Origin of the sequence: Nocardia sp. NBC_01499, from assembly GCF_045040275.1 — a bacterium.
Classification (GTDB): Bacteria; Actinomycetota; Actinomycetes; order Mycobacteriales; family Mycobacteriaceae; genus Nocardia.
Map to the genome: position 1 here is coordinate 288072 of NZ_CP109426.1, position 12753 is coordinate 300824.

Here is a 12753-nt window from a genome sequence, read left to right on the forward strand (position 1 = left end):
CGTCATGTCCCGGATGGGGTGGTGTTGGTCGTCGAACGGGACGTGGTGGCGGGGGAAGTGTGGGTGGGGACGCCGTCATGTCCCGTACGGGGTGGTGTTGGTCGTCGAACGGGACATGGTGGCGGAGAAGTGCGAGTGGGGCCGCCCTCATGTCCCGAACGGGGTGAGGTTGGTCGTCCAACGGGACATGGCGGCGGGGAAGTGCGAGTAAGCCCGCCGCTATGTCCCGTTCGGCGTGCCGTTGGTGGTGGACTTGCTTGTTGGGGCATGCCGGGTTAAGGGGTTTGGAGTGGGGAGGATGCCGAGGGGCAGTGTGGAGGTTGGTAGTGATCGACGCCGCACTGTGGAATCAGTGGTGAGGTGGAGCGTTGACAGAGGTATGACCTCGGTACTTCCCTCCGTGCGGTTCTCTATCCTGGACCGTTCCCGCGTTCGGCGCGGTCAGAGCCATCCTGCGGCGTTGCGTGACACTGTCGAGTTTGCGCGGCTGGCGGAGGAGTGGGGTTATTACCGGTTTTGGGTGTCTGAGCACCACAGTGTGCCTGGGGTGGCTGGGTCGGCGCCGACGGTGCTCGCGGCGGGCGTTGCGGCGGCGACTGAGCGGATCCGGATCGGGACCGGTGGGGTTATGTTGCCGAATCATCAGCCGTTGATCGTCGCTGAACAGTTCGGGGTGCTGGAGTCGCTGTATCCGGGGCGGATCGATATGGGGCTCGGGCGGTCGGTTGGTTTTACCGATGGTGTGCGTCGCGCGCTCGGTCACGATAAGCGGGACGCCGAGGACTTCGACGCCCAGCTGACCGAACTGCTCGACTACTTCGGCAACGGTCGCAACGGCGTGCATGGCTGGCCTGCCGAGGGGCTGCGGATTCCGGCGTTTCTGTTGGCTACCGGTTCGGGGGCGGAGCGGGCGGCGAAGTTCGGGCTGCCGTTGGTGATCGCCGCGGTGGGTGGGCAGGACCGGATGGTCGAGGCGATCGAACGTTATCGCGCCGGGTTCCGTGCGACGGCTTGGGGTGCTGAGCCTTATGTGGTGGTGTCGGGGTCGGTTGTGATCGCCGATACGACCGAGGAGGCGCATCGGCTGTTGTTGCCGGAGGCATGGTCGAGCGCGTATTCGCGGACACGCGGCGAGTTTCCGACGCTGATCCCGCCCGCCGAAATCGAGGCGCTGACCATGACCGATCGGGAGCGCAGGATCTTCGAGGAATCGTTGCACGGCCACGTGCACGGCACCGAGGACGAGGTCGCCGATCAGTTGGAGCAGCTGGTTACCAGGACCGGTGCCGACGAAATCCTGGTGCACACAAGCACTTACGACCGTGCGGCACGGTTGGAGTCGCATCGCCGACTGGCACGTTTGACCGGACTGCTCGGCTCTGATCGCGCCGTCGCGGCGAGATAGTCAATCGGCAAGGGGGAAGCGGACTTCCGCGGCCGCGTAACCGAAGAGCTTGCGCCCGTTGGCGCGTGCGTCGATGACCACGGTGGCACGACGACGGCGTGGATCGAGTGCGGTTACCCGGCCACGGAATTCGAGAGCGCTCATAGCAAGCGGTGGGACGCGCAGGTAGTGCGTGTAATGCCCGAACTGAGCGCGAAACGTGGTGATTGCCATCGGATCACCCAGCCAGGAACTCGCAAACGCCGACGCCATACCGAGTTTCAGCATTCCGGGTGCGACCCGGGTTCGCCCGCGCGCCGCGGTATCGACCGAGTCCGGGATGGTGCCTTCGACGACTCGCGCGTAGGTCATCAGATCACCCCGCGACAGTTGCACGGTGCGCGCCGGTAGCTCGGTGCCGATCTCGAGCGTCTCGAAATCGACAGCGGTGCAACCAATTCTGGTCATATTCGGCGGACTGACACGGTGCGCGCCAATGGTGTCCGGACTGGGGGAGAAGCCCCGCACGACATTCGTATCGATGAGCCGAGGATCGCCCCGACCGATGCGAGCGAGCAGCGTGGTCGCGCCGGTTTGCACCACCGTCCCACGCTGATCGGTGACCATGCTTCTGATCGCGAGCACGTCGTAATCGGCAAAATGGCGAAACGATTCAACCGAGATGGCACAGCTCAACCGATCGCCCGCGATCACCGGTCCGCCGAAGTCGAGCACATGATCCACGTGCAGAATTCGGGTCCGCTGCGCCTCGGTCAACGCGTCCACCATTTCCTGTTGGATCCTGCCCAGGATTGTCGAGGCGAATGCCGCGGGCGCGAGCAGCCCGGCGAAACCCAGGTCGGCGGCGGCCCCCTCACTCCAGTGCGCCGGATGGTAATCCTGGACGGCGCGGGCGAATTCGCGGATCTTTCCCGGAAGCACGTCATACGGAGCTGTCCATCGACGGTCGACCAGTGCGCTGACCTGTTCGGACGGTTCCATAACGTGCTCCCTGCCTCGGCCGCCGGCTGGTAAAGATCCACCCATGGTCGGACATCCGGCCACATTTCCCGAGCGGTCGGCCACATCTTCTGGACAGTTCACCGCTGGCCGCTGGCTTGTTTGTGAAAAGCACACGCGATTCGCCTCGACGCGATTGATCCGTCCCGTATTCGCCGCACTGTGCCGTTTCCCTAACCGCCGCAACCGCTTTGGTGAGGTGTCCAGAGACCGGGTCGTCTGCTGTAACGCCAGGCCACCCGGATTTAGCGTTGGCGCAGTTTCGGTGCCACCGACCGGAATACCAGGCACTGCGAACTCCGTGCTCGAAATGGGAAGGCTTGCAATGAAACGAAGTACCTCCGGCCGGTCGTCGATCGCGGCGGCGGTGATGATGGGTGTCTCGGTGCTCGTCATGGGCATCGCCGGTATCGGTGCGAGCGCCGAACCGCTGGGGCAATCGACCGAACAGGAACTGTCCGATTACATCGCCGCTGGCCGGAAGGCGGCGCCGGTCGCCGATTCCGGCAGCGCGTCCGGTTCCGCGTGCAATTCCGGCAGCGGCGCCGGGTCGGGTAACGGCTCCGGGAACTGTTACGGCGGTTCGGGCAGCAGTTCGGGACTATCCGGCGGATATGCCAGTGACACAGTCGGTTACGGCCCGCCGATGACCTCCTGGCTGGCCGCCTTCGGTTACGGCCTGCTCAACCCCGATGCCGCCCCGCCCGGCGCCAACGACTGGAACTGCAAGCCGACGGCGGCCCACCCGCGCCCAGTCGTGCTGCTACACGGCACCTGGATGAACGCCTACAACGGTTTCGCGTTCATGGGCCAGCCGATCAAGGATGCCGGTTTCTGCACCTTCACCTTCAACTACGGCCGGTCCAACCTGATCCAGGGCGGTGGCCTCGGCTCGGTGCTGCCCGGCGTGATGGGCACCGGCTACATCCAGGACTCGGCCAAGCAGCTGGCGACCTTCGTCGACCGGGTGATCGCCGCCACCGGATCGCCCGAGGTCGACATCGTGGCGCACTCGCAGGGTGGCGCGATGGCGAACTGGTACACCAAGTTCAACGGCGGCGCGGACAAGGTGAAGAACCTGGTCACCTTCGGCGCGACGAATCACGGCACGTCACTGGACGGCATCGGCGCACTCGGCCGGGCGATCAACAACTTCGGCATCGACATCCTCGGCTTCATCGAGATCTTCGTCGGCCACGCCGGCATCCAGCAGACGATCGGGTCCGATTTCGTCACCATGCTCAACGCCAACGGTGACACCGTTCCCGGCGTCGATTACACGATCGTCGGCACCCGATATGACGAAATCACCAACCCCTACGACCTGACTTTCCTGAAGCAGGGACCGGGCGCGACGGTACAGAACATCACCCTGCAGGACGGCTGCGAACAAGACGTTTCGGACCATTTGACGATCATGTACTCGCCACGCGCGCTGTCCATCGCACTGCGTGCCCTCGACCCCGCGGGCCACCCGAACCTGGAGTGCACGTTCAACCCCTGGGTCATCGGCGGTGGCGGTCAGCTTTAACCCGGCCCGTGGCGACAGTGCCCACCGAGCGTCGACCACACGCGTCGCCCGGTGGGCAGTGTGCTTTTCATCGAATCTGTAAGAGGTTTACCGAATCTGGATGAGATTTACGCGCAATTGGTCACGTGGTTATATCCGCTCCATGATCCGCTGTTTGCCTATTACTCACACCGTCCGGCACGGGTTTGTTCGGAGAAGGAACTCCGCCACCGAACCTTCCCGCGCCGGACTGTGCCGTTTCCGTCTACCTCGAACGCTGCGCTCGACGCAGGAAGGTGTGTCCATGAAGCGAAGGACTTCCCACCGGTCGTCGATCGCGGCGGTACTTGTCGGCGTCACGGCGCTCGTCGTCGCCGGTAGCGGCGTCAGCGCGGCGGCACCGGACGAGTCGGTCGAACAGACCATCGCCGACCTCATCGAGGTGAACGGGCGGGGTGCCGCGGTCGCCGATTACGGCTTCAGCGCGGGCCTGTCCGGCGGATTCGCCAGCGACACAGTCGGTTCCGGCCCGCAGCTGCCCTACTGGCTGGCCGCCTTCGGCTACGGCCTTTTCAACCCGGACGCCGCCCCGCCCGGCGCCAACGACTGGAACTGCAAGCCGACCGCCGAGCATCCGCGCCCGGTGGTGCTGCTGCACGGCACCTGGATGAACGCCTACAACAGCTTCGCGTTCATGAGCCAGCCGATCAAGGACGCGGGCTTCTGCACCTTCGCCTTCAACTACGGCCGGTCCAACCCGGCGCAGGGCGGCGGTGTCCCGCCGGTGCTGCCCGGCGTGATGGGCACCGGCAATATCGAGGACTCGGCCAAGCAGCTGGCCACCTTCGTCGACCGGGTGCTCGCGGCCACCGGCGCGCCCGCCGTTGACCTCATCGGGTACTCGCAGGGCGGCCTGATGGCCAACTGGTACACCAAGTTCGAGGGCGGCGCCGACAAGGTGCAACACCTGATCACTTACGGCGCAACGCATCACGGCTCCACCATCGACGGCATCGCGGAACTCGGCCGTGCCATCAACAACATTGGCGTCGATATCGTCGGCGCCAGCTCCATCGTCGTCGGCCACGCCGTCGCCGAACAGACCATCGGCTCGGACTTCGTCAACCGGTTGAATGCCAACGGCGACACCGTCCCCGGCATCGACTACACGGTCGTCGGCACCCGCTACGACGAGATCATGACCCCGTACAACCTGACCTTCCTTCGTCAGGGCCGTGGCGCGTCCGTCCAGAACATCACCTTGCAGGACGGTTGCGAACTCGACCTGTCCGACCACCAGACCCTGATGTACTCACCCAGGGCCCTGTCCATCGCCCTGCGCGCCCTTGACCCCGCTGGCCACCCGAACCTCGCCTGCACCTTCAACCCGTGGCTGATCGGCGGCGGCGGACACCTGTAACGCGGCCTCGGCGGCGCTCACGCAACCGCGCGACACACAGGTCGCGATATCGGTCGCGATGAGCGCCGCCGACGTTCTGCTCGCCAGGTACTCGGCCCAGAACGTCTCCTGCGTGGTCTCGGAGTGCGTTGTCGCACAGTGGAACTGGGCTGAAGCCACGGCCTCGTCGAGCGCGAAGATCACATCGACGGCGACTCGGCGGTGCACCGCGACGGTGATCGCCGCGACCGCCCTGCGCTCGACGAGATGCTTGACCTGCACCGTCGCCAGCGCTAGATCACGCACCCTCGGCGTGCTGATGCCGACGACGTTGCCGTAGCGCCACCGGCGCGCCGTCGGCCCCTCCGACTGTCCCGCGGCGTCGTGCACCGCGAGGATGAGCTCGCCCAGATTCGAGGCAGCCACGGTCACCTCATACGCATGTCGACGGTTCACGATCGGTGCCAACACCTTCCGCATGCGGTCGCGATGTGCCGCAATGGCGACCGAGGTCAGAACAAACAATGTCCTGACGATGTCACGATTTCGCATCGTTGTCTGTCGGTCAAATGTCCGACACCCCTATGGGTCACGCTCGTTCACCTCGGTCGTTCGAATGATTTCGGTGCGACTACCGCGGTGTTAGCGTCGTTGTGAGAGAAAGACAGTGACGCGATGCGACTACAACTCGTCCAGCTTGATCAGGCCGTCCTGCAGGGTGCGGGCCACCAGCGCCGCCTTGGTATTGGCCGCCCGGCCGACCGCCGCGTACTTGGCGCGAATACGGGTGATGTGGGTGTTGACCGTACCGATCGAGAGGTAGAGCTGTTTTCCCACTTGGGTTTTCGAATCGCACTTGACCCAGGCGACGAGTACTTCGAGTTCTCGCGCCGACAAGTGCGGGTCGCGCCACAACCCGATCCGGTTCGGTTGTGATCGGGGATCCGGAACGATGGAGGTCATCAGTTTTTCCCGCTTCGTGCAGTGTCAGTCGGTTCCGGCGCCGCACCTCCCCGAAGGTTGCAGTCCAATAACCGATGTGCCCACTGAATATATGATCCGTCGTCGTTTCTGGGAATTCCCCAGCTCTCAGCCCGCAGGTCTAGGGTCTTGCTTCGCATTGCGAACGAGTGGTCGACCGTCCAGGTCGGAGCGCACCGAGCCGTTCGCCTCGACCTCGATCCGCAGTTCCGCGTTGTCGCGCAACAGAATTGACGCGATGGTGCTGCGTCCCGGCGGCAGTATTCGGGCGGTGACGGTGCCGCCGTCGGCGTAGTCGAGCGCGTCACGCAAGACGGTGCGTACCTGTTCCCGAATGTCGGTGTCGACCTCGTCGAGGCCGCCGCCATCGTCGAGCACGACGGTCACTCCGCGTTGTCGGGCACAACGTGCCGCGGCGCCGACCGAGGCGTCGATCATCACACCGCCCAGAATCTCGTCGCGCAATTCCGCCTCGACGAGTCGGCACTCGGCCTGTTCCCGCGCGGTGAGCGGGCGGCCGGAGGCGATGATCTCCAGCAGCGGCCGCGCCGCGCTGTCCAGCCGGGCGACGCGCTCGTCGCGTTCCTGCTGCGCGGCCTGGGCGGCGGCCTCAGCCGCGGCGCGATCGGTATCTTGTTGGCGCAGTGCGAGAATCGAGTGCGCCATCGGGCGGACCACCCTGCCGAAGAAGGTCGCCATGAGCAGCGGGGTCAGGTTGATGAACGAGAAGCCGACGCCGGTGAGCAAGCCCTGTCCGGTGTACTCGGTCCACCCGGCGCAGATGACGATCTGGCCGAGCACGCCGGCCCACGCCCAGAGTGGGGCACCCCGCACGCAGATGAAGTTCAGATACGCCGATCCGGCGCCGAGGAACCAGATCTGGGTGGAGTTGACGATCGGGACCGGCAGCTGCCAGATGGCGAGCGCGGCCGCGAGCGGGGCGGCCAGCGCGGCGGGCGCGGCGAACCGGACCGGCAACGGATCGCCCGGCGCGAGGAGCATGACCGACCCGGCGCCGAGGATGAGGAGCACCGCGAGTGCGGTGAACCGGATGTCGCGGATGCCGTCGTCGGCGGCGAATGCCATCGAGGAGATCGCGACGGCGAACAGGCCCGACAACAGCCACGCCGCCGGGGTCCGCATCCCGAGAATGTCGCGCACGTCGTCGCGCACGGTCCGATTCGCCATCATCGCGCCACCCATCCGGTGCTGATCCGGCAGCCGCGACCCGGCGCGGCATCGATGGCGGACCAACCGCCGGGCAGCTCGGCGAGCCGGTCGGTGATGCTTGCGCGCAAGCCGATCCGGTCGGGCGGCACGGTCGCGGGATCGAATCCGACGCCGTCGTCGACCACATCGACCTGTACCGAGTCCGCGTCGGCGGTCACCCGCACTTCGCAGGCGGCCTCACGGGTGTGTGAACCGGCGTGCCGCTGCCAGTTTCGCAATGCCTCGCCTACCGCGGCGGACAGTGCGGTCGCCACGTCGCTCGGCACGGCGAGCGCGATACCCGCGGCCCGGTCGGTGCGCAGCTGTACCGAATCGTCGACCTCGGCCGCGGTCGCGCGAATGCTCGCGACTACCTGGTCGAGGTCGAGGTTGTCCTGTGCGGGCCGTCCGGAGCGTAGTCGTTCGAGGTCGCGCAGCGTCACGTCCGCATGGTGGGTCAGGACCGCGGAGTTCGGCGTGCGCGATGCCTCGAGCAGCGTCGCGATGACCCAGTCGTGGGCGAGGGCGTCGAAGCGGCGCCGCTCGAATCGGCGCGCCTCGGCGGCGGCGGTGGTGGTGGCTTTCGCGCGCACCGCGTGCGAGGTTTGATCGAGCGCCCGACCGACCCGAACAAGCACGACGCACGCCGCGCAGGGCAACGCCGAATAGGCAACGGCGAAAAGGAAATCCGGCACGATCGGGTTGTGCGCGTCCGGTCCACGGGCGGACGCGGCGTCGGTCTGGGCGAGCGCCGCGACGAGGACCAGATATCCGAATGGCATGCGGCGCCAGAAGATACAGAGCGCGACCGCTGGCAATCCCGGTATCCAGGTGATCCACAACGATTCCTCGGGCGGCACAACGACATCGGCCCGCACGACCAGCCAGCTGGCCGCGGCGAGCAGATAGCCGAGCGCGAAAGCCAGTACCGCATGACGGACCAGATCGATGCGCCAGCGCAGCGCGGCGGCGACGATGAACACGGTGGGCGCGTAGATCACGATGAGCGCCAACGGTGTCCACCATGGCGGCGCGAGCGCGGCCTGGGCGAGCGCGGTCGGCACGGTGAGCAGCGCGTAGAAAATGCCGCCCGACCCGACGAACAGGCAAGCGCCGCGAACGAGGCGGGCTTCGGCGCTGCGCCGTGGCGCGGCCGCTTCGATCATCGGGGCCGGGAATCGCCGCCGAGGAAACCGTCCCGCTTCGCCTCGCGGTAGAGATCGACCCGCGAGCGGACCGGCCGGCCCGCCTCGGCGTACCGTCGGCGGATCCGGCTCAGGTAGTCGTTGACGGTGTGCTCGGAGAGCCCGAGCTTGTGCGCCACCGACGCCGCAGTCTCACCATTCGCGTAGTGCTCCAACACATCTCGTTGTCGCGGCGGCAGATCGATGTTGGTCAGCGCCGGGTCGCTGTCGATGGCGGAGGCCCAGGCCATCGTGGCGACCTGCCTGCCGGAGGCGGCCGCGCGGATCATCGCGGTGGTGCGTTCGGCGGGGTCGCTCTTCAACGCGACGCCGAGCACGCCGGCGCGTGCCGCCGAACGGATCAGGTCGCGCCAATCGCCGGTGGTGTAGACGAGGCAGGGGATGTCGAGGTTGTGCAGCATCTCGACGTTCGCGCGCGGGCTGGAGCCGTCGGGCAGCCGCAGGTCCAGAATGGCCAGGTCCAGATCGGTCGCCTGGTCCAGCAGCGCGGGGACGGTCGGCGCGATCGCGACGACGGTCAGGTCGGGTTGGTCGGACAGGATCGCGGCCAGGCCGACCGCGACCGCCTGGTGGTCCTCGACGATGCCGATCCGGCGCACCGTCCCCGGCGTCGCGTACGGGCCGGGCAGGTCGGTGACGGCTACCCCCGCCATAGTGAGCAGTCGACGGATCACCATGAATGGAATTAAATCACTCGATAACGAAGGTGCCAAGTGAAGTCGTTCACTTATCCCGATTGTGTGACGGTTCCAGTCGAGCCAATGCTGATCGAATGTCGGTTCTGGATTGTGCCTCGTACGGCGTAAGTTGATGTCGACCGGTCGGTTTTATAACTGTGTGGTTGAATCTGGTTGCGGCAGTGGTGATCAGCGGCGGGATTCGGTCGTGGCCCGGTCCATTCCCGGTGCCTCCGCTCAGTGTGCCCTTCCGGGTGGAATTTCGCATTACCGTGTTAAATGTGTAGGTGCTATAACCTGCCGCGCTATTTCCCAGAATTGCCTCGAATTACCTATTTTGACTTCGCCGACGGGCGAATGGTCGTTGCCGAGGTCCCGGATCATGGAGTGATGTCGGGCGTTCAGCGGACAGACAGCGGGCATCGGCGCCACGAAGCTCACTAGGTGAGGACGTGGGGCGCACGGACGCACCGCGGCAAGACTCAGGAGAGATGGACGTGCACTCGAGTCGGCACCCGGACAGAGCCACGATGTTGTTGTCGCGCCTGCGTTTTCCGGTAGAGCACATCGGCTATGGAATTCGAGCCGCTATTTGGCTGCCAGGCTGCCCGGTCTTCTGCCGCGGCTGCCTCGCCCGAAAGGCCTGGGTGTTCGACGAATCCACCCGGTGTGGCGTCGAGGCGATACTCGGCTGGCTGCGCGAACTGCCCGCCGCGCAGGTCGACGGCGTGACGATCTGTGGTGACGAGCCGACCGACCAGCCCGCCGCGTTGCGCGCCCTGCTCGACGGAATCACCGTGTGGCGTGCTGGACTGACCCGTCCCGCCGATATCCTGCTGTATTCCGGACGCTCGACCGCCGCGCTCGGCGAGCGGCTCCCGTGGCTGGCCGCGTCGGTGGACGCATTGGTTACCGAACATGCCGTGACGGATACGGCCAGCGATCTCGCGTTACGCGGATCGGCGCGGCGACGAGTTGTCGTCAGCTCAGCGCTCGGCCTGAACCGCTATGGCGCGCCGGAATTCGAAACCGCCCTCAGGTCGTGCGATAACTGCGCGCGACCAATGCCGAGCGCAGGTACCACAGGCCGGACGGTTGGGACGGGTCGAAGCCGGTGAGTTGACCGATGCGCTTGAGGCGATAGTCGACGGTGTTGGTGTGCACGTGCAGGACTCGCGCGGTGCGCTGGCGATTGAGGTTGTTGCCGATATGGCGTTGCAGGGTTTCCAGGAGTTCGGGGTGCTCGTCGAGCGGGTCGAGCAGCTGACCGAGATACTCGCGGCCGGGGCCGGGGCGGGTGAGCTGGTATTCGAGCGCGAGCTCGTCGAAGCGGTACAGACCGGCCACCGCCTCCAATCGTTGCACCATGTCGAGCAATTCGTGGGACTGATCGGCGGCGTTCGGAATCTGTTCGGGGGTGGCCTCCACCATGGTCGCGGTGATGCCGACCTGCGCGGCATGCGACAGCTGGGTCACCATGGCGTCGTAGCCCTCGTTGTCGAACGTCGCGGCCGGGATGAGCACGGTGCCGCCGTCGACGCTGAGCAGCGACAGCGCGCTGTCACCGCAGCGGGTGGCGAGCTCGGCCTGCACCCGTCTGAGCTTGCGGCGCGCGACGACCTGGCTGTCGAGCATCGGATTGCTCTCTTCCCGATGCGGCGGAATCGCCACGGCGAGCACCGCATACGAGGTGGCGATGGCGATGCCGCATTCGCGCGCCATGGTCGAGGTGCTGTGCCCGCCGAGCAGGGCGGAGGTCAGCGTGTGCACGGCGGTGTGGTGCTCGCTGACCACCGAGCGCAGTTCCCTGATGTAGGCCACCGAGATCGCCGAGCTGATCATGTCCAGCATCTCCAGCACCATTTTGGCGCCGTCGACCAGGCTGTCGTAGTCCTTGATGGACGCGTCGGACACCACCAGGTCCAGGCCCATCTTGAAGCCTTCGTGGATGGAGTGGTGAATGGTGTCGATCGGCACGCCCTCGCGTGCCCAGCTCGACGCGGCGTCCTGCAGGCGCTGCAACTTCTCCGGGATGTCCTGGCCGTCGAGCATGCTGACCGCGAACTCGAGGCAGACCCTGGTGATGGTGGTGACGTCGCCGGAGATCGCGTCCGCAGGCAACGTGCCACAGGGGATGACATTCTCGACGAAGTGCCCGACCATCTGGCGCGATAGCGCGCGGACGTCCTTGAGCGGGGACGACATCGGCTTGCCTGCGAGAGTCAGGCTCTGCCGTGCCGAGTTGTCGATCGACATTGACGACTCCTTACGCCCCCGGGATCTAGCTGTACAGCGCATTCACACTAATCGCTCGATACCGGTCGCGGATCGATTCGACGGTTCTATGACGAGCATCAGAGACTGGTCGGTTGGTGGTTGTGCGGCGTCACAGTGCATTCGTCACCATTTGCGCGCTGTGCATGCCAGGGGTCGTGAAAGGTGCCAAAGGCCATGTGCGTTGTGGCCCAGGTTTATTGCGGTAGCTCCGCGAGGTCGAGCTCGAGGAGGCGGGCGGGGTCGGCGATCACGTCGTAGGCCGCGACCCGATCGTCGCGCACCGTAACGACAAGGGCCAGTAGCGGTTTGCCGCGCGGCGCGACGAGAATACCGACCGCGCCGTTCACCATGGCCAGCTCCGCCATCCGCGAACGACGTTGCAGCAGTACGATTTCCTTCGCCACCGCCTGCGCGCCACGCACGACCGCCGGCATTCCGGCGGTCAGCGCGGCGGTGTCGGCGACCCGGACCACATCGGGGGCGAGCACAGCGAGTAGGGCGTCGAGGTCGCCGCCGCGGGCGGCCGCGAGGAAGGCCTCGACCACATGCCGCTGCTCGGCGAGTTCGGTTGCCGTCGCGGTTGTTTCGCCGTGTGCGCGTTGTCGCGCGCGGCTGGCGAGCTTCTTGGTGGTCGCCGTCGTCCGACCGACGATCGGCGCGATCTGGTCGAACGGCACCGCGAACAGATCATGCAGGACGAACGCCACCCGCTCGTCGGGTCCGAGGGTATCCAGGACCACCAGCAGTGCCCGGCCGACCGAATCGATCAGCACCGCTTCGTGTTCCGGGTCACCGTCGTAGGCGGTCTCGCCGAGTTCGTCGAGCGGGTCCTCGCGCCGCGCCGCCCGTGACCGCAGCATGTCCAGGCAGATCCGCGATACCACCGTGGTCAACCAGCCGACCAGATTCTCCACATCACCGACGTCGTGCCGCGACAGCCGCAGCCAGGCCTCCTGCACGGCGTCGTCGGCCTCGCTGACCGACCCGAGCATCCGATACGCGACCGCCCGCAGGTGGCCGCGATGGGTCTCGAATCGCCGCGCCAACATGTCCTGGGCTTGCATCGGTCACCTTTCCGTTCCGCCATCCGT

General features: G+C 66.1%; 12 protein-coding genes. 4 read left to right on the forward strand and 8 right to left on the reverse strand.

Annotated features, from left to right (window positions below):
• Positions 1–379 precede the first annotated feature (379 nt).
• Positions 380–1405: an LLM class flavin-dependent oxidoreductase gene (locus OG203_RS01255; protein ID WP_405163780.1), complete on the forward strand. Its 1026-nt coding sequence runs from the start codon at positions 380–382 to the stop codon at positions 1403–1405.
• Here the strand turns inward: OG203_RS01255 and OG203_RS01260 are convergent, their stop codons facing one another.
• A complete protein-coding gene (locus tag OG203_RS01260) occupies positions 1406–2386 on the reverse strand; it encodes a MaoC family dehydratase N-terminal domain-containing protein (protein WP_405163781.1) in 981 nt (326 codons plus the stop codon).
• Positions 2387–2729: 343 nt separating this feature from the next.
• Here OG203_RS01260 and OG203_RS01265 point away from each other — a divergent pair, with 343 nt between their 5' ends.
• Positions 2730–3935 (forward strand): esterase/lipase family protein, encoded by a 1206-nt coding sequence (locus OG203_RS01265; RefSeq protein ID WP_405163782.1) that lies wholly within the window; start codon positions 2730–2732, stop codon positions 3933–3935.
• Positions 3936–4218: 283 nt separating this feature from the next.
• Positions 4219–5334, forward strand: coding sequence for an esterase/lipase family protein (locus OG203_RS01270; RefSeq protein WP_405163783.1), 1116 nt, complete (start codon positions 4219–4221; stop codon positions 5332–5334).
• Here OG203_RS01270 and OG203_RS01275 read toward each other — a convergent pair.
• From OG203_RS01275 to OG203_RS01295, 5 genes are all read right to left on the reverse strand, one after another.
• Positions 5227–5769, reverse strand: coding sequence for a hypothetical protein (locus OG203_RS01275; RefSeq protein WP_405163784.1), 543 nt, complete (start codon positions 5767–5769; stop codon positions 5227–5229). The two genes, OG203_RS01270 and OG203_RS01275, sit on opposite strands and share 108 nt — an antisense overlap.
• Positions 5770–5994: 225 nt before the next feature.
• Positions 5995–6276: a LuxR C-terminal-related transcriptional regulator gene (locus OG203_RS01280; protein ID WP_405163785.1), complete on the reverse strand. Its 282-nt coding sequence runs from the start codon at positions 6274–6276 to the stop codon at positions 5995–5997.
• A gap of 126 nt (positions 6277–6402) precedes the next feature.
• Entirely contained in the window at positions 6403–7485 is a 1083-nt protein-coding gene (locus OG203_RS01285) for a hypothetical protein (RefSeq protein ID WP_405163786.1), read from the reverse strand.
• Positions 7482–8669 (reverse strand): ATP-binding protein, encoded by a 1188-nt coding sequence (locus tag OG203_RS01290; RefSeq protein ID WP_405163787.1) that lies wholly within the window; start codon positions 8667–8669, stop codon positions 7482–7484. The genes OG203_RS01285 and OG203_RS01290 overlap by 4 nt, the downstream gene beginning before the upstream one ends.
• Positions 8666–9361, reverse strand: coding sequence for a response regulator transcription factor (locus OG203_RS01295; RefSeq protein ID WP_405167745.1), 696 nt, complete (start codon positions 9359–9361; stop codon positions 8666–8668). Before OG203_RS01295 ends, OG203_RS01290 begins: the two co-directional genes overlap by 4 nt.
• Before the next feature lie 554 nt (positions 9362–9915).
• On the opposite strand from OG203_RS01295, the gene OG203_RS01300 reads away from it, so the two are divergent.
• Positions 9916–10503, forward strand: a complete 588-nt coding sequence (locus OG203_RS01300) for a 4Fe-4S cluster-binding domain-containing protein (protein ID WP_405163788.1) — start codon at positions 9916–9918, stop codon at positions 10501–10503.
• Here the strand turns inward: OG203_RS01300 and OG203_RS01305 are convergent.
• Both OG203_RS01305 and OG203_RS01310 read right to left on the reverse strand, forming a co-directional pair.
• Positions 10421–11641 carry a PucR family transcriptional regulator gene (locus tag OG203_RS01305; RefSeq protein ID WP_405163789.1) on the reverse strand — a complete coding sequence of 407 codons (1221 nt, stop codon included), beginning with the start codon at positions 11639–11641 and terminating at the stop codon, positions 10421–10423. The two genes, OG203_RS01300 and OG203_RS01305, sit on opposite strands and share 83 nt — an antisense overlap.
• Before the next feature lie 215 nt (positions 11642–11856).
• Positions 11857–12726, reverse strand: a complete 870-nt coding sequence (locus OG203_RS01310) for a sigma-70 family RNA polymerase sigma factor (protein ID WP_405163790.1) — start codon at positions 12724–12726, stop codon at positions 11857–11859.
• Positions 12727–12753: the final 27 nt, after the last annotated feature.